We start from the raw sequence: 17,359 nt of genomic DNA, 5'->3' as shown, positions 1-17,359 counted from the left end.
ATTTAAAAATCGATACCGTTTGAATCATCTATCGGGTTCTGATCGAGCGTGAAAACCGTCCGTTGATAAGGTATCCCTTCTAAGTCATAAACCTGATAAATACAATCAAATAATGACTGTAAATCTTCACTTCGGTCCATTGCCCTTGCAGTAATAAAAATTGGACTGACCGCGCCGTTATCTAAAATCGGAATATAGTTTAAGTGTGGAAATCGAATGGTATCGGCACTTGCCGGAATAATACAGATCCCTTCTCCCGCTGCGACTAAGCCCAAAGCCAATTGAATTTCTCGTATCTCATGCATATTTTTTGGAACCAAACTATGCTCGGCAAAAATATTCAAAAGCTGGGTTGAGAAGTTCGGTTTTGGCGAAGTGGGATACATAAACATCTTTTCATCAATGAGGTCGGCCAGATATACCCCTTCTGTGCGCTGTGCGATTGGATGGCTGGTATGCGCGGCAACGACCAAACGCTCTTTACGTAAAAGGATACGCCTCACGGCGGGATCACTAATTCTTAAACGCCCAAAACCGACATCAATACGGCCTTCTTTTAATGCCTGTAACTGTTCAGTAGTACTTAATTCCATGAGCTGAATATTCAGATGGGGTTGCTGCTGACGAAATAAATAAATGATTCGAGGCAGCAACCCATAAAGTAAAGACCCGACAAAACCAATGGTCATACTTCTTTCGATGAGACCAATACGCTTGGTCATACTTTTTATTTCTTCAGCATTCGACAAAAGTTTAACGGCATGCTGGAAAAAGAAATGCCCTGCTGGTGTGGTTTGTAAAGGGCGGCTTCCACGCTCAAACAGTTGAATGCCAAGCTCACTTTCCAAATTTTGGATTTGCCGACTCAAAGGCGGTTGAGCAATAAATAGTTTTTCGGCTGCCTTGGTGAAGCTCTGTTCTTCTACAACAGCCACAAAATACCGTAAATGTCTTAGTTCCATCAGGTTTCCATACCTTTAAGATATATTAAAATGCAAATTCAGTCTTAGACACAGTTTAACCATTCTTTTAAGGTATATACAAGCAATAACCCGATGAAGTTATAGATCACTTGTATAGCACCGATTGAAATCATACTGGCCAACATTCGATCTATCTATCTTTATCCATTCGCGGTTAAACACCCGACGCGTTTATGCGCTTCATTGACATATTAGGATATCAAGACCTTTTAAATCGTAGCGAAGGTCTTGATGACTTCCACCCTTTGGAAAGTCGGAGAACGGACATGCCACGTATTCCTGTAATCAATACCAGCCATCTTGACCGTATTGATGAATTACTTGTAGACAATATCGATACAGGTGAATTTAAACTTCACCGCTCAGTTTTTACTGATGAAGCCTTATTTGACCTCGAAATGAAATACATCTTCGAAGGTAACTGGGTTTACTTGGCACACGAGAGCCAAATTCCAAATAATAATGACTACTATACGACTTATATTGGTCGTCAGCCGATTATCATTGCCCGTAACCGTAACGGCGAACTTAATGCCATGATCAATGCGTGTTCACACCGCGGAGCACAACTTTGCCGTTACAAGCGTGGTAACAAAGCAACGTATACTTGCCCTTTCCACGGCTGGACTTTTAATAACTCAGGTAAATTGCTCAAAGTAAAAGACCCAACTGACGCAGGGTACTCTGACTGCTTTAACCAAGACGGTTCACATGACCTTAAAAAGGTAGCTCGTTTTGAGAGCTACAAAGGCTTCTTATTTGGTAGCTTAAATCCCGATGTTCCTTCGCTTGAAGAATTTTTGGGTGAAACCACCAAAATCATCGACATGATTGTTGACCAGTCTGAACATGGTTTGGAAGTTTTACGTGGTTCATCTACCTATACCTACGAAGGCAACTGGAAACTCACTGCTGAAAATGGTGCCGATGGTTACCATGTTTCTGCTGTTCACTGGAACTATGCAGCAACGACTCAGCACCGTAAAGAAACTCAAGCTGCCGATAGCATTCGTGCCATGAGTGCAGGTTCTTGGGGTAAACAAGGCGGTGGCTCGTATGGCTTCGAAAATGGTCACATGTTGCTTTGGACACAATGGGCAAACCCAGAAGACCGTCCTAACTTCCCAAAAGCAGACGAATACACCGAAAAATACGGTGAAGCGATGTCGAAATGGATGATTGAGCGTTCACGTAATCTTTGTCTGTATCCAAACGTTTATTTGATGGATCAATTCGGTTCGCAAATTCGTGTACTTCGTCCACTTTCGGTCAATCGAACTGAAGTCACTATTTACTGTATCGCGCCTAAGGGCGAAGCACCTGAAGCCCGTGCACGCCGTATCCGTCAATATGAGGATTTCTTTAATGCATCAGGTATGGCAACGCCAGACGATTTAGAAGAGTTCCGTGCTTGTCAGGCAGGCTATGCAGGGATTGCACTTGAATGGAATGACATGTGCCGTGGTTCAAAACATTGGATTTATGGACCGGACGATGCAGCAAACGAAATCGGTTTAAAACCCATGTTAAGTGGGATTAAAACTGAAGATGAAGGCCTGTATCTGGCCCAGCATCAATATTGGTTAAAAACCATGAAACATGCGATTGCATCAGAGAAAGAAATTGCTGATCAGGGAGAAACAGCATGAGTACTCAAGACAAAGCAACTTTAGAAAATATTGCTCAGTTTCTTTATCGTGAAGCTCGCTTTTTAGATGATGAACAATGGGATGACTGGCTTGAATGCTATGCACCGGAAGCTTCTTTCTGGATGCCAGCTTGGGATGACGACGACAAATTAACTGAAGATCCTCAATCTGAAATTTCACTTATTTATTATCCAGACCGTCAAGGTTTAGAAGATCGAGTGTTCCGTATTAAAACCGAACGCTCATCTGCAACCATGCCGGACACACGCACAAGCCACAATATTGCCAACGTTGAAGTTCTCGATCGCGATGGAGATAAAGTTACTGTTCGCTTTAACTGGAATACCTTGAGTTTCCGTTACAAGACAAATTACAGCTATTTCGGTATGTCACGTTATGTGATCGATTTTTCAGGTGATCAACCAAAAATCTTGAGCAAATATGTCGTTTTGAAAAATGACTACATCAATCAAGTCATTGATATCTACCACCTTTAAGACATACCCCCTCAGTTAACCGGACTGTTGGCTGAGGGTAAAAGTTTCAAATATTTTGTAGGATACATGCCATGTCAAACCACAATGTTGCACTTCAATTTGAAGATGGTGTTACACGTTTTATTAACGTAGCTCAAGGCGAAACCCTATCTGACGCAGCTTATCGCCAAAAAATCAATATTCCTTTGGATTGCCGTGATGGTGCATGTGGAACTTGCCGCGCATTTTGCGAGTCCGGTAGTTATGACATGCCAGAAGAAAGCTATATTGAAGATGCATTAACCCCGGAAGAAGCTGAACAAGGCTATATTCTTGCTTGCCAATGTCGCCCAACTTCAGATGCCGTATTTCAGATTCAAGCCTCATCAGATGTCTGCAAAACAGAAATTCATAGCTTTCAAGGTACCTTAGCCCGGGTTGAAAATTTATCAGACTCAACCATCACTTTTGATATTCAACTTGATGAAGGCCAACCGGATATTCATTTTCTTGCAGGTCAGTATGTGAATGTTGCCATTCCAGAAACTGGCGAAACCCGTTCATATTCATTTAGCTCAAAACCGGGCAATCGCTTAACGGGCTTTGTGGTACGTAATGTACCGAATGGCAAAATGAGCGAATTCTTAAGTAAGAATGCCAAAGCTGGCGACAAAATGACTTTTACCGGACCATTCGGTAGCTTCTATTTGCGTAATGTAGTGCGTCCAGTGCTTATGCTGGCAGGCGGTACTGGCATTGCCCCATTTATGTCAATGCTACAAGTACTCGAAGAGAAAGGTTCAGAACAACCTGTTCGATTGGTTTTTGGTGTCACCAATGACTTTGATTTGGTTGCTTTAGAAAAGCTCAACGAGTTGCAGGCGAAATTCCCATGGTTTGAATATCGAACTGTGGTCGCAAGCCCTGAGAGTAACCATGAACGCAAAAGCTATGTGACTGGTCATATTGAAAGTGAATGGTTAAACGGTGGCGACGTCGATGTTTACCTATGTGGCCCAGTGCCAATGGTAGAAGCGGTACGTGGCTGGTTAGAAACTGAAAATATCAAACCTGCTAATTTCTTGTTTGAAAAATTCTCTGCAAACTAATTCAAGGTGGAGAAGTTATCTATGTCAAACCGTCAAAGATTTACTGATAAAGTCGTGATTGTTACGGGTAGTGCTCAAGGTATTGGTCGCGGCGTGGCATTACAAGTCGCAGCTGAAGGTGGACAAGTCGTCATGGCTGACCGCTCTGAATATGTTGAAGAGGTTCTCAAAGAAATTCAGAGTGCAGCTGGCGATGCTGTCACGATTAATGCCGACCTTGAAACCTATGCAGATGCACAAGCGGTTGTTGCAAAAGCGATTGAACATTATGGTCGGGTCGATGTCCTGATTAATAATGTGGGTGGCGCGATCTGGATGAAACCTTTTGAAGAGTTTTCCGAAGAAGAGATCATTAAGGAAGTGAATCGCTCATTGTTTCCAACTTTATGGTGCTGCCGCGCTGTGTTACCTGCCATGATTAAGCAACAAGCGGGTGTTATTGTAAATGTATCTTCCATTGCAACCCGTGGTATTAATCGTATTCCCTACTCGGCATCTAAAGGTGGGGTAAATGCTTTAACAGCATCGCTTGCTTTTGAACATGCCAAAGATGGAATTCGAGTCAATGCCGTTGCGACGGGTGGAACCGAAGCACCGCCTCGCAAAGTACCACGCAATGCCAACCCGTTAAGTCAAAATGAAAAAGACTGGATGCAACAAGTAGTTGATCAAACAAAAGATCGAACATTTATGGGCCGTTATGGCACAATTCAAGAACAAGTCAATGCAATTTTATTTCTTGCATCAGACGACGCATCGTATATGACGGGATCGGTCATTCCGGTCGGAGGTGGAGATCAGGGTTAACCCTGATCTTTTTATATGTTTGGATAAATAACATGATTTGCATGGAGGCAATCACACATGGCAACCCTGTCCAAGACATTAAAAAATGACTGGTCCATATCAGCAACAGTTGCGGGCTTTCTTGCAGTTTTAATTTCTTACTCAGGCCCACTGATTATTTTTTTCCAAGCTGCTCAGCGTGCCCATGTGTCCACCGATATGATGGTGTCATGGATTTGGGGAATTTCAATTGGTGCTGCCGTTTCAGGTATTTATCTTTCGATTAAATATAAAACTCCTGTCATCACCGCGTGGTCTGCACCGGGCACTGCCCTGTTAGTTACCCTATTTCCCAATATCTCCTTGAATGAAGCAGTAGCCGCCTATATTACTTCTGCCATCGTTATTTTTTTAATTGGTATTACAGGTTACTTCGACAAATTACTAAAATGGATTCCGCAAGACGTCGCTGCGGGCATGATGGCAGGTATTCTTTTTCAATTTGGTATTAGTCTATTTACTGCATCTGATAGCATGCCTTTTATTGTATTTAGCATGCTCATTGTCTTTTTAATTGCCAAACGTTTAATGCCGCGCTACACCATGATTTGGGTGTTAGCTGCCGGAGTTTTATTAAGCCTCTTTTTAGGCAAAATGAATCCGGTTGATGTGAGTTTTAATTTAGCAATCCCACAGTGGATTAGCCCAGAATGGACATGGAACTCAACACTCAACCTCGCTGTTCCTCTCATTTTAGTCAGCCTAACCGGCCAATTTTTACCGGGTATGGCGATAATGAAACTCAGCGGTTACGACACCCCAGCCAAACCCATTATTACTGTCACCAGTATTGCCTCGTTAGCCGTTGCCTGTGTCGGTGGTATTACCATTGTGCTTGCCTCAATTACCGCTGCTTTATGTATGGGTAAAGATGCACATGAACTTAAAGAAAAACGATATATTGCAGGGATTGCCAACGGAATTTTTTATATTTTAGGAGGCTTATTTGCTGGCAGTATTGTCATGCTATTTAGCTTACTTCCTAAAGAATTAGTTGCAGCACTGGCAGGTTTAGCCTTGCTTGGAGCGATTGCCACCAATATTTCTGTTGCCATGAAAAATGATAATCAACGTGATGCTGCACTTATTACCTTTTTAGCGACAGCATCAGGCATGCATTTTCTTGGATTAAGTTCAGTTTTTTGGGGCATTTGTATTGGTGTAATCGCCCATTTCATTCTCACACCACGCTCAAATCCAGCTACTAATTAGTTTTTTATCTAAGCACCCAGCACTAAAATAAAGCTTCAAATGCCAAATCAGGATACAAATAATCCGCTATTCCTAATTTGGCAATTTTTATTTAATATAAATTAAATTTCATTTTTAAGATGAGTTTCTAAAATAATTGACTTTAATATTTTTACTTATTTCCACTTCACCCCTTAATATAAATTTAGCTATATTTCTAGCTGTGATTCTCAGCAATAAAATCTATAAAAAGATATCTATAAAAACTTTAAAATTCTCACAATATAATATTTAACCCTATTTTAAAAACAAAAGAAGCAACAACCAAAATTATTAAAATAAATTATATATTTCAATACATTACTTTATTAAAAACACAATACCTTAAAGACATAAAGATATATCAATTAGGTTTTTGACTCTATTCCAATAACAAAATAGTTTATTAAAAAATAACGCGATGCTTCACAAATTGGAGGTGAAGAAAATGGACATGAGCAAGGTTAATATTAATGAGTTAATTGATAAAGCCCGTTTTACACCTTTTCATTGGAAAGTTTTAATCTGGTGCTTACTTATTATTATTTTTGATGGATATGATTTAGTTATTTATGGAGTTGCTCTTCCTCTGTTAATGCAGCAATGGTCATTAACTGCTGTTGAAGCTGGTTTACTCGCCAGTGCCGCTCTATTCGGCATGATGTTTGGTGCCATGATTTTCGGCACACTTTCAGACAAACTGGGACGTAAAAAAACTATCCTGATTTGTGTCACCTTATTTAGCGGATTTACCTTTATAGGTGCCTTTGCCAAAGGACCAACTGAGTTTGCTATTTTGCGCTTTATTGCAGGTCTTGGGATTGGTGGCGTTATGCCAAACGTTGTGGCACTTATGACCGAATACGCACCGAAAAAAATCCGCAGTACATTAGTTGCAATTATGTTTAGTGGCTATGCAATTGGTGGCATGACATCTGCTCTACTCGGTGCATGGCTCGTAAAAGATATGGGCTGGCAAATCATGTTTTTAATTGCAGGTATTCCGCTGTTGCTGCTCCCGCTCATTTGGAAGTTTTTGCCAGAGTCTCTCGCCTTTTTAGTGAAATCTAACCATAGCGAACAGGCGAAAAGTATTGTCGGTAGAATTGCACCTCAGATTCAGGTAAACGCCAAAACACAACTGGTATTAAATGAAAGCACCGCAACCGATGCCCCTGTCCTTGCACTTTTCCAACAAGGTCGTACCTTCAGCACATTTATGTTCTGGATTGCTTTCTTTATGTGCCTACTCATGGTGTATGCCTTAGGAAGCTGGTTACCTAAACTCATGCTGCAAGCGGGCTACTCATTAGGTGCAAGCATGTTATTCCTCTTTGCACTCAATATTGGCGGTATGGTTGGGGCAATTGGTGGTGGTGCTTTAGCAGACAGATTCCATTTAAAACCTGTTATTACCATTATGTTTATTGTGGGATCGGCAGCTTTAATTCTGCTTGGCATTAATAGTCCACAATTTATTTTATATAGCCTGATTGCGATTGCTGGTGCTGGCACAATTGGTTCTCAAATCTTACTCTACACTTTCGTTGCCCAGTTCTATCCGACGGCACTTCGTTCAACTGGCATGGGCTGGGCCTCTGGAATTGGCCGTATCGGTGCGATTATTGGACCAGTTTTAACTGGAGCGCTACTCACACTTGAGCTTCCTCACCAAATGAATTTCTTAGCAATTGCAATTCCGGGTGTGATTGCTGCACTTGCAATATTTATGGTCAATCTAAAAGTCTCTGTTACCGCACAAACGCCATCCACGTTTAACCCTCAAAACACGCTTACCCAGCAGTAAACACAAATGCGCCGAGGATTGGCGCATCTTTTTGGAAATGGATTATGGAATTATTACACCGCTTTAAACCATGTAATTTAACAATAGCCACATTATTAGGTTTATTGACTAGCTCAAGTTTATGGGCAGCAGACACCACTCAACAAAGTGAAGATGAATGGAAGTTCACGCTAAAAAATGCCTATATCAACCGTAATTTTGACAATGACACTCTCAAAGACACAGGTAGCTGGTCTCAAGCAGCGTCATTATTTTATAAATCGAAAATGCATGACACTCCACTAGTCATAGCAGATAAGCCTATAACCATTGGAGCTGATGCTTCTGTTCAATATGCCGTGCGTTTAAGTTCAGACAAACCCGTTGCGGACACGGTTTTGCCTTTTAATAAAGAAACTCAATCACAAGCATCCGACTTCTTAAAATACGGTGCAACTTTAAAGCTGGGTTATGACAAAACTTTATTAAGTGTAGGCGAACTCTGGTTAGATTTACCTGTAACAGCTGTGGATGCCAGCCGTCAATTACTTGCTTCTTATTGGGGAACCAATCTTAAGTCACAACTTTCAGATCAGCTTTACGCTGAAATTGGTCGGGTTGAAAAAGTGTCGCCACGAAATGAAGAAGACTTTAAAAAGTTTTCTTTCACTTCAAATGGCATTACCAAAGAATCTCATGGTTTAAATTACATTGACCTGCGCTATCAATTTACGCCGTCACTCAAGGGTGAATATTACTTTGGTAATTTGGAAGATCTCTACAATAAACACTATGTAGGACTTGAGCATAATTGGAAACAACCTAATTTTGCCCTCACCTCTAAGTTTAAATACTTCAATGCAAAAAATGACAGCAATACTTTTGATATTGATGCGCAAAACATTGGAGTATTAGAAACATTTAAAGTAAAAAACCATACCTTTGGTTTGGGTTACCAGCAAATTATCGGCGAGTCAGCCTATCCCTTACCGGATGGCTTTTTACCAGAGACTTATTTCATTAACTGGAATGCCACGGGATTCTTTAAAAAAGAAGAAAAGTCTTACCACGTTATGTACGGCTACGACTTTAAAGATTACGTTCCGGGCTTAAACGCAATGGTGAAATATGTCTATGGCCATGACTTTAAAGCAGCAAATGGCGAGAAAAACCATGAAACTGAATCGAATGTAATTTTAAACTATGCATTTCAGCAGCCTTTCTTAAAAGGTCTTGCCCTGCAATACATTCGAATTGATTACAACGTTAAACATGGCAATGACTTTGGTGAAGATCGCTTGTTTGTAAACTACACTAAAAAGTTTTAATTATTTTTGATTTAAGTTAATCGGGCCAATTTTGGTTCGCTTTATTATTTTTGAACCATAAAAAACGCTCTTACGAGCGTTTTTAATGAATCTAGTAACTTAAGCAACGTGCTTTTGCACAACAATCGAGCCTACTGAGTAGCCAGCACCGAAAGATGAAATCACCCCATATTCACCATCATCTACTTCATGGCCTGTACGATGTAAAGCAATAATTACACCTGCTGAAGAGGTATTAGCAAACTCATCTAGAATAATGGGTGCACGGCTTAGATCTGCATCTTTACCAGCCACATATTTCAAGATTAATTCATTCATGTTGGCATTAGCTTGGTGTAACCAGAAACGCTTAATATCGTTTGCAGTTAACTGCATTTTTTCCAACTGGGCATTAATGATTTTTGCCACCAATGGACAAACATCTTTAAAGACTTTACGGCCATCTTGACGGAATAACTTGTCGTCAACGACTGCATCTTCGCTACGGTTTAAGAAACCGAAGTTATTGCGAATGTTGTTTGAAAATTGAGTAAATAAATGAATATCTAAAATTTCAAAACCAGTCTTAGTAGTGGTTTCTTCAATAATAGAAGCGGTCGCAACATCACCAAAAATGAAGTGACAATCACGGTTACGGTAGTCTAGGTGACCAGAAGTAATCTCGACATTCACCAATAAAACACGGCGAGCGCCTGAACGAATTGCATCTGCCGCTTGTTTTAAACCAAAAGTAGCAGCTGAACATGCAACGTTCATGTCATAGGCATAACCTTGAATACCAAGTGCTGACTGGATTTCAATTGCTACAGCGGGATAAGCACGCTGCATATTTGAACAGGCCAAAATTACAACATCGATATCTTCAGCAGTTACCCCTGCATTTTCCATTGCCTCTTTTGCAGCAATTACCCCCCATTCAGCTTGAAGTGAAAGTTCGTCATTTGAACGTTCAGACAAACGCGGACGTAAACGCGTTGGATCGAGGATACCTGATTTCTCAACAACGTAGCGGCGCTTAATACCAGAAGCTTTTTCAATAAATTCAGCACTAGAACCACGTAATTCTTCTAGTTCACCTGCTGCAATTTTCTCTGCATTCTCTTGGTTATATTGTTCCACATAAGCATTTAAACTGTCGGCCAGTTCTTCATTAGAAATGATTTCTGTTGGGTGAAATAACCCAGTACCTGTGATACGAATGCCCATGTAAAACTCCTAAAAAAATGAATAGGGTCTGTTAATCTTTCATTTATAAATTGCGTTGTAGGCTAAACAAACGCATAAACAAACCCCGATCTATCTTAACTGATTCCCAAACGATCCCATAACTTTTGCAGTCGAGTTGGCGAAATAGGCATCTTGGTTTTCATCGGCTGAGAAAATAAAGAAATGCGAAATTCTTCCAACATCAAATACAATTCTTTGATTCTTGAATCATTTTTGAATTTAAATACCTTGTCCATCCATGGATCGACATCATCAATAGCGGCATGATCTCGCTGTAGATTATTTGGCAATCGGTCTAAACGCAATAGCAGCGCTTTTAAATAACGCGGATATTCCTGCCAAAGATCGACTGGTTGGCAGTAAACAAAGTTACCAAGTGACATGAGATCTAACTGATCTTCAATATCATCAATACTGCGTCCAAACACATCCGGATCAAGTACTAAAAGCTGACGACGAATTTGCTGCCATTGAATGTAAATATCACTTAACTGCTCAAGTGCTTGCTGACCATAACTCAAAAATTGCTTTTTGACTTGTTCTACAAGTTGATTAAATTCATCAGCATTAATTGGCAAAGTCTTGATTGCCATCTGCAATGTTGCATAGACCAGCATCTGCTCAAGCTTAGCTTTATCGCCTAAAGGTGAATAAGCAAGCGCAAGTGGTTTTGAAATCTGCTTTTTCAACTGGCGAACCAAATCACCAAGCTGCATATGGACCAGACGAATAATACCTTCCCGATGCTGTTTAATCGCCTCTGACTGATCATTAAAGGTTTGTATAACCACACCGGACTCATCTTTCGCTTCAAGTTCAGCAAAAGTTTTGGTTGGTACTAAAGCTTGATATTGTTTAACAACAACACCTGTCACCTTTTGTGAAGCTTCAAAGGTAAAGTTTTCAGGGAAAGTTTTAAACTCGCCTTTTTGCTGTTTTACTGGACGATGAGTTTCAACACGACAGCGAGCTTTCAACTCAGCTAAATCACGGCCTTTGGCAATTAATTTACCTTTTTCATCAATGACCTTAATAAAAGGCACCAAATACGGATCTATTCGTTTAAATGAAAAATCTTTATCGGTAATTTGCTCACCGCGTAAAGCAAATGCAAGATAGCTAAAAATATGCTGTCGCAAATGTACCGCATCAATGCCCTGCATAAGCTTACGAGCTGTGTCAGGAATAGGCACTACATTACGACGTTTATCTTTTGGTAGAGCTTTTAATAGCGCTTCAATTAAATCTAAACGCCAGCCTGGAATACCCCAAGACCAGATGTTTTCATCAACTTGCGGCAATGCCTGTACCGGAATTTGAACCGTTGCGCCATCTTCATCATGACTTGGGTCAAAACGATATGTCGTTGCCAAGCGTAACTGGCCATTATGTAAATGATCAGGGAATTGCTGCGTGGTCGGACGGTCATTGAGCCAAAGCGCATCATCTTCTACATATAAATAACGCGGATTTTTTGCTTCTACCGTTGCACGCCAGTCTTCAAAACTACGGCGACTTGCGATTTCTTCAGGTATTTTAGAGGCATAGAACTGATAAATCGTTTCTTCATCGACCACTAAATCGCGGCGACGCAATTTATCTTCAACTCGCTCTACTTCTTCAAGTTTAAGCAAATTGTGTTTTAAAAATGGTGGAACTGTCCCCAGATTTCCTGTGGTTAATGCATCACGTAAGAAAATCTCATGGGCAGCAGGTTGGTCAACTTTCTCAAAATTAACCAAACGCTTCGGTTCAATAATTAAACCAAACAATGAGATTTGTGCATAGGCATTTACAATACCGGCTTTTTTAGACCAATGCGGCTCAAAATAGTGATATTTCAGTAGGTCACGTGCAGCAAGTAAAATCCATTCAGGATCAATTTTTGCTAATGTACGCAAATAAACTTGAGATGTTTCCACCATCTCAAAAGCCATCACCCACGCAGTATTGGTTTTATGCAACGTACTCGCAGGGAAAACTTTAGCCTTTTGCTGACGCACCGCCATAAAGGTATTACGTTCATCAGTTTTATTGGCAATGAACGATAATAAACCGGTCAGCAACGCACGGTGCAAGTTTTCGTAGTTTGCAGGTTTTTCATTAAAACTAAGTTTTAAACCTTCGGCCAGCTCGACTAGCTGCTGGTGTGTCTGTTTCCATTCACGTAACCGTAACCAGCTTAAGAAATGCTGCTTAGCAAATTGACGACGCTTGTTTTCCGACATCCCTGCTTCACCTTTAGGATTTAGAGTATCCCAAAGTTTTAAATAAAACAGAAAATCTGAATCTGCCTCTTTAAATAAGGCATGCTTTTGGTCAGCCTGCATCTGTTTATCGGCTGGGCGCTCACGTGGGTCTTGCACTGCAAGTGCACTCACCACCACCAAAATTTCTTTGAGTACACCAAAATGAGCACCGCCCACAATCATACGCGCGAGTCGAGGGTCAATCGGCATACGGGCCATCATTTGACCGACTTTAGTCAGTTCGTTTTTCTTCTCGTTTAGCGCACCTAATTCAATGAGTAGCTTACGACCATCATTGACTAGACGGAAATCTGGCGGCTCAATGAAATCGAAGTTTTCTAACTCACCTAAGCCTAAGCTCTGCATTTGCAGAATTACCGATGCCAAATTGGTTCGCTTAATTTCAGGTTCGGTAAATTCAGGACGGCTTAAAAAATCTTCTTCGCTATATAAACGAATACAAACGCCCGGAGCAATACGACCACAACGCCCTTTACGTTGATTGGCCGCAGCCTGCGAAATTGCCTCAATTGGTAAGCGTTGCACACGTGAACGGTAGTTATAACGAGATATACGTGCAAAGCCGCTATCAATCACATAGCGAATATTAGGAACCGTCAATGCAGTTTCTGCAACGTTGGTGGCAATAATAATACGGCGGCCCTTTCCACTTGGGCTAAAAATCTTTTGTTGCTCTGAAACGGCTAAGCGTGCATACAAAGGTAAAATTTCGGTATGCCTTGGCCCATATTTTTGCAAAGTTTCCTGTAATTCTCGAATTTCTTGTTCAGTACTTGAGAAAATCAGAATATCTGCATGTTCTGGATGGCCTTTTTCTTCAGCATCGGCAAAGCATTCTTCTACAGCTTGTACGACTGCACGCGGAAGATTTTCTTCAAAATCGTCGAACTCGTCATCATCACTACCGCCAATATTCATCTCTGAAATTGGGCGATAACGTACTTCGACCGGATAGCTACGACCTTCTACCTCAAAAATAGGCGCATCATTAAAGTAATTACTAAAACGATTTACATCTAAAGTTGCCGAGGTCACGATGACTTTTAAATCTGGGCGTTTTGGCAACAATTGCTTTAAATAGCCCATAATAAAATCAATATTGAGTGAGCGCTCGTGCGCTTCATCAATAATGATGGTGTCATATTTGGACAGAAAACGGTCATTGCCTAACTCGGCAAGTAAAATACCGTCAGTCATTAACCTTACAATCGAATCTTGTGAACCTTGTTCATTGAAACGGATTTTAAAGCCAATTGACTCGCCAAGCTTTTCGCCGACTTCTTCTGCAATACGCTGCGACACACTACGTGCAGCTAAACGACGTGGCTGGGTATGGCCAATCATACCGGTCAAACCACGCCCTGCTAACATTGCAATTTGAGGAAGCTGAGTAGTTTTCCCTGAGCCTGTTTCCCCTGCCACAATAATGACCTGATGCTTTTGAATCGCCTCAATTAAACGGTCAGCATATTGGGTAACAGGAAGATCCTGATTTAATTTGATTTTTGGTAAACGTTCATAACGCTGTCTAACTTTTGCATTAGACTGTTCAAATAATTTTTCAATCTCTGAAGTATTGGCTTTTTTATCTTTACGCAAACGATTTAAACGGTAACGATCTCTCGCCATCACCCATTGATCTATATTTAAACCATTCAGCACAGATAAATTTTCCTGAAAATTCAACAATCCTCTATTTTACGCTTTAATGCCCCTCAGGTAAAACAGTTGGTTTTTTATATATTTTTAATTTTTTAAAATTTTACCCTTGAATTTTATCTAGATAGACTTCATGTTGTTAGGCAAGTTTCTTTTACTATAACTGTCATTTGATTTACATGTTTTTGCAGTCAAATCGAATACAGTATTTGGGGACTTAAAAATCGGAAATTTTCCACTTATTCAATTTTCCGATTTTAGTCATGTAAAAATACTATTTCCCCAATAAAGAATTTTTATTTATTCTACATCTCGTAAACAAGTTTAAATATAAACCTCAATCATGGAGACAATGATGAGCTTGATTAATACTGAAGTTAAACCATTCCAAGCAACTGCTTACCACAACGGCCAATTTGTTGAAGTTAACGAAACTAACCTTAAAGGTAAATGGTCTGTTGTATTCTTCTATCCAGCTGACTTTACTTTCGTTTGTCCTACTGAGCTTGAAGACTTAGCTGACAACTATGCTGAATTCCAAAAATTAGGCGTGGAAATCTACGGTGTTTCTACTGACACTCACTTCACTCACAAAGCTTGGCACGACACTTCAGACGCGATCAAGAAAATTCAATACCCATTAGTTGGCGATCCAACTTGGACTCTTTCTAAAAACTTCGACGTTTTAATTGAGTCTGAAGGTTTAGCTGACCGTGGTACTTTCGTTATCGATCCAGAAGGTAAAATCCAAATCGTTGAAATCAACGCTGGCGGTATCGGTCGTGACGCATCTGAACTTCTTCGCAAAGTAAAAGCTGCTCAATACGTACACTCTCACCCAGGTGAAGTTTGCCCAGCTAAATGGAAAGAAGGTGAAGCTACTCTTGCTCCATCTATCGACCTAGTTGGTAAAATCTAATCTCTCTTAGATTTTAAAAACTCGAAGAACCATCCTTTATCGGATGGTTCTTTTGTTTTGAATAAGCACATCACATTTTCTACTGATACTTTTACAATTCTGCCCTTCCCCGTTACTTAAACATTGAGTAATGTCAAATAAACAACTGGTTAATTTTTGAGTAAGTTTGATATGAAATAAAGGGGTGCATTTATGGTGAATACAGCGGTTGTCACTTCATGGAAATATAATGCTACATCGCGTCATTTAAAAATCTTTTATAGCGACGGTTCTGGAGATCTATATCATCCTGTCCCTGAGTTTGTTTATGACAACTTATTACGTTCAACAGACAAAGCTGCTTTTGTACATAAATATTTAGAATTTAATTTGCACTTTACTCGACTTTCTTTGGTGATTGCCTCATAACAACTATAAAAAAGGCCTGCTCAAAACAGGCCCGACTGAAATATAAAATTATTTCAGTAAAACTATTTTGTGACCACTAAACATAACCCTGCACCTACAGGCAAAATACTACTCATAAAATCTGCATCTTTTTTAATCAAAGATAAAAAAGGATTTACTTCTGCTGCATGAGATATCACATTATCAACCACTAAAACACCACCTTTAGGCTTAATTAATCGTTTTAAATCTGGCCAATAACTTTCATATACATCACGTTCAGCATCTAACAAAATAAAATCGAATGTTTCTTTTGCCTCTTTTAAGTAATCGGCTGCATCTCCTACCCAAAATTGAACAATTTCACTGAGCTCTAACTCAGCTACATGGCGTTTTGCCTCTGCACTTCGTTTTTCATCGATTTCAACTGTGGTCACCTGCCCTCCAGTTGCCTGTGCAGCTTCAGCTAACCATAAAGTTGAATAACCTGTCGAAGTGCCAATTTCTAAAATAGTTTTGGCTTGCTGCATACGAATAAATTGCGAGAGTAATTTTGCAGATTCTACTTCAATATTGCGATATCGCTGTAAACGATCAGACTGCTGTGAGTCATGCTGTTTAAAGGTGTCATATAAATCAGCAACTCTTTGTAAGAAAATAGTATTTGGCATCTATTTTACTCCTTCTTTATATGACAGCTGTTTTAGTTAAGTACTTTGGATTAATTTAAAACGCGGTACGACACTACCATCACTCATTTGGACGGTTTCAGTAAACATAGCAAGTGGTCGAACCCAAGTTGAATAATCACCATATAAACATTGATAAACGACCAATTCCTCTTCAGTTTCACTGTGTTTTGCTACAGAAAAAACTTGATAGAGATTACCTTTATAATGCTGATAAATACCGCGTTGCAATGACATAAAACTACCTTTTAATGTTATGACAAAAAATCTTTACAGCCATATAACATATATAAATTTTCAAACACTTTCACTTTAAAATACCGCAAAAGTAAAAATGAGAATGAGATTCTCTTTTTAATATTTTCAACACATGCCTAAATCTAACAAACATTCAAAAAACCGATCAAATACATAAAAACATACTGTTTTACCTATTCATTGTTTTCACGTACTATGCATCTATTGAAAGAATTTGGATGCATTGGAGTAAAAACAGATGTTAGATCAAAACATTAAAACTCAATTAAAAGCTTACCTAGAACGTTTAGAAAGTCCAATCGAATTAGTTGCTGCTTTAGATGAATCAGATAAAGCTGCCCAAATTAAAGAATTAGTAACTGAAATCGCTGAGCTTTCTGACAAAGTGACTGCACGTTTTGACGGTAACAATACACGTCGTCCAAGCTTTGGTGTGGCTAAAGCAGGTGAACAGCCTCGTGTGTTCTTTGCAGGCTTACCAATGGGACATGAGTTTACATCTTTGATCTTGGCTCTGTTACAAGTGTCTGGCTATGCACCTAA

At 39.9% G+C, this 17,359-nt stretch carries 14 protein-coding genes and 2 pseudogenes; 10 read left to right on the top strand and 6 right to left on the bottom strand.

From position 1 onward, the window contains the following. Positions 1 to 2: 2 nt before the first annotated feature. Complete coding sequence (locus J678_RS21165) at positions 3 to 962, bottom strand: LysR family transcriptional regulator (protein ID WP_017393684.1); 960 nt, start codon at positions 960 to 962, stop codon at positions 3 to 5. Positions 963 to 1,006: 44 nt separating this feature from the next. Then, positions 1,007 to 1,075, bottom strand: a pseudogene (locus J678_RS24040) (hypothetical protein); the annotation flags it as partial. 174 nt (positions 1,076 to 1,249) lie between these two features. Between J678_RS24040 and benA the strand changes: the two are divergent. From benA to J678_RS21130, 7 genes and pseudogenes are all read left to right on the top strand, one after another. Further along, the gene (gene benA, locus J678_RS21160) at positions 1,250 to 2,632 is read left to right on the top strand and encodes a benzoate 1,2-dioxygenase large subunit (protein ID WP_017393683.1); all 1,383 of its coding nucleotides are present in this window, start codon (positions 1,250 to 1,252) and stop codon (positions 2,630 to 2,632) included. Next, positions 2,629 to 3,148 (top strand): annotated as a pseudogene (gene benB / locus J678_RS21155) (benzoate 1,2-dioxygenase small subunit). The gene benA and the pseudogene benB overlap by 4 nt, the downstream one beginning before the upstream one ends. A gap of 52 nt (positions 3,149 to 3,200) precedes the next feature. After that, positions 3,201 to 4,217, top strand: coding sequence for a benzoate 1,2-dioxygenase electron transfer component BenC (gene benC / locus J678_RS21150; RefSeq protein ID WP_017393682.1), 1,017 nt, complete (start codon positions 3,201 to 3,203; stop codon positions 4,215 to 4,217). A gap of 21 nt (positions 4,218 to 4,238) precedes the next feature. Beyond that, on the top strand, positions 4,239 to 5,024 hold the full coding sequence (locus J678_RS21145; RefSeq protein WP_017393681.1) for a 1,6-dihydroxycyclohexa-2,4-diene-1-carboxylate dehydrogenase: 786 nt from the start codon (positions 4,239 to 4,241) through the stop codon (positions 5,022 to 5,024). Between the two features lie 57 nt (positions 5,025 to 5,081). Further along, positions 5,082 to 6,275, top strand: a complete 1,194-nt coding sequence (gene benE, locus J678_RS21140; protein ID WP_017393680.1) for a benzoate/H(+) symporter BenE — start codon at positions 5,082 to 5,084, stop codon at positions 6,273 to 6,275. A 466-nt stretch (positions 6,276 to 6,741) separates the two neighbouring features. Next, positions 6,742 to 8,100 carry an aromatic acid/H+ symport family MFS transporter gene (locus J678_RS21135; protein ID WP_017393679.1) on the top strand — a complete coding sequence of 453 codons (1,359 nt, stop codon included), beginning with the start codon at positions 6,742 to 6,744 and terminating at the stop codon, positions 8,098 to 8,100. 44 nt (positions 8,101 to 8,144) lie between these two features. Next, a complete protein-coding gene (locus J678_RS21130) occupies positions 8,145 to 9,407 on the top strand; it encodes an OprD family outer membrane porin (RefSeq protein ID WP_017393678.1) in 1,263 nt (420 codons plus the stop codon). A gap of 99 nt (positions 9,408 to 9,506) precedes the next feature. Here J678_RS21130 and J678_RS21125 read toward each other — a convergent pair whose 3' ends face one another. Then, complete coding sequence (locus J678_RS21125) at positions 9,507 to 10,613, bottom strand: beta-ketoacyl-ACP synthase III (protein ID WP_017393677.1); 1,107 nt, start codon at positions 10,611 to 10,613, stop codon at positions 9,507 to 9,509. 95 nt (positions 10,614 to 10,708) lie between these two features. Next, positions 10,709 to 14,566 (bottom strand): ATP-dependent RNA helicase HrpA, encoded by a 3,858-nt coding sequence (gene hrpA, locus J678_RS21120; RefSeq protein ID WP_017393676.1) that lies wholly within the window; start codon positions 14,564 to 14,566, stop codon positions 10,709 to 10,711. Between the two features lie 352 nt (positions 14,567 to 14,918). Here hrpA and ahpC point away from each other — a divergent pair, with 352 nt between their 5' ends. Together ahpC and J678_RS21110 are read left to right on the top strand one after the other, a co-directional pair. Next, on the top strand, positions 14,919 to 15,482 hold the full coding sequence (ahpC, locus tag J678_RS21115; RefSeq protein WP_002049519.1) for an alkyl hydroperoxide reductase subunit C: 564 nt from the start codon (positions 14,919 to 14,921) through the stop codon (positions 15,480 to 15,482). A gap of 192 nt (positions 15,483 to 15,674) precedes the next feature. Next, positions 15,675 to 15,890 (top strand): KTSC domain-containing protein, encoded by a 216-nt coding sequence (locus tag J678_RS21110; protein ID WP_002049514.1) that lies wholly within the window; start codon positions 15,675 to 15,677, stop codon positions 15,888 to 15,890. 62 nt (positions 15,891 to 15,952) lie between these two features. Here the strand turns inward: J678_RS21110 and J678_RS21105 are convergent, their stop codons facing one another. Together J678_RS21105 and J678_RS21100 are read right to left on the bottom strand one after the other, a co-directional pair. Then, entirely contained in the window at positions 15,953 to 16,540 is a 588-nt protein-coding gene (locus J678_RS21105; RefSeq protein ID WP_017393675.1) for an O-methyltransferase, read from the bottom strand. A gap of 36 nt (positions 16,541 to 16,576) precedes the next feature. Beyond that, positions 16,577 to 16,795, bottom strand: a complete 219-nt coding sequence (locus J678_RS21100) for a DUF1653 domain-containing protein (protein WP_016805480.1) — start codon at positions 16,793 to 16,795, stop codon at positions 16,577 to 16,579. 259 nt (positions 16,796 to 17,054) lie between these two features. Between J678_RS21100 and J678_RS21095 the strand changes: the two genes are divergently transcribed. Then, positions 17,055 to 17,359, top strand: a 305-nt coding sequence (locus tag J678_RS21095; protein WP_017393281.1) for a hypothetical protein, incomplete at its 3' end; no start/stop codon positions are given.

Source organism: Acinetobacter sp. 1424608 (assembly GCF_000588255.1).
Lineage (GTDB): Bacteria > Pseudomonadota > Gammaproteobacteria > Pseudomonadales > Moraxellaceae > Acinetobacter > Acinetobacter nosocomialis.
Note: the sequence above shows the minus strand (reverse complement) of the source record. Positions and strands in the feature narration are given on the sequence as shown.

Coding starts and splice junctions, on each gene's coding strand:
- J678_RS21165 (WP_017393684.1), bottom strand. CDS start 962: ATGGAACTAAGACATTTACGGTATTTTGTGGCTGTTGTAGAAGAACAG.
- benA (WP_017393683.1), top strand. CDS start 1,250: ATGCCACGTATTCCTGTAATCAATACCAGCCATCTTGACCGTATTGAT.
- benC (WP_017393682.1), top strand. CDS start 3,201: ATGTCAAACCACAATGTTGCACTTCAATTTGAAGATGGTGTTACACGT.
- J678_RS21145 (WP_017393681.1), top strand. CDS start 4,239: ATGTCAAACCGTCAAAGATTTACTGATAAAGTCGTGATTGTTACGGGT.
- benE (WP_017393680.1), top strand. CDS start 5,082: ATGGCAACCCTGTCCAAGACATTAAAAAATGACTGGTCCATATCAGCA.
- J678_RS21135 (WP_017393679.1), top strand. CDS start 6,742: ATGGACATGAGCAAGGTTAATATTAATGAGTTAATTGATAAAGCCCGT.
- J678_RS21130 (WP_017393678.1), top strand. CDS start 8,145: ATGGAATTATTACACCGCTTTAAACCATGTAATTTAACAATAGCCACA.
- J678_RS21125 (WP_017393677.1), bottom strand. CDS start 10,613: ATGGGCATTCGTATCACAGGTACTGGGTTATTTCACCCAACAGAAATC.
- ahpC (WP_002049519.1), top strand. CDS start 14,919: ATGAGCTTGATTAATACTGAAGTTAAACCATTCCAAGCAACTGCTTAC.
- J678_RS21110 (WP_002049514.1), top strand. CDS start 15,675: ATGGTGAATACAGCGGTTGTCACTTCATGGAAATATAATGCTACATCG.
- J678_RS21105 (WP_017393675.1), bottom strand. CDS start 16,540: ATGCCAAATACTATTTTCTTACAAAGAGTTGCTGATTTATATGACACC.
- J678_RS21100 (WP_016805480.1), bottom strand. CDS start 16,795: ATGTCATTGCAACGCGGTATTTATCAGCATTATAAAGGTAATCTCTAT.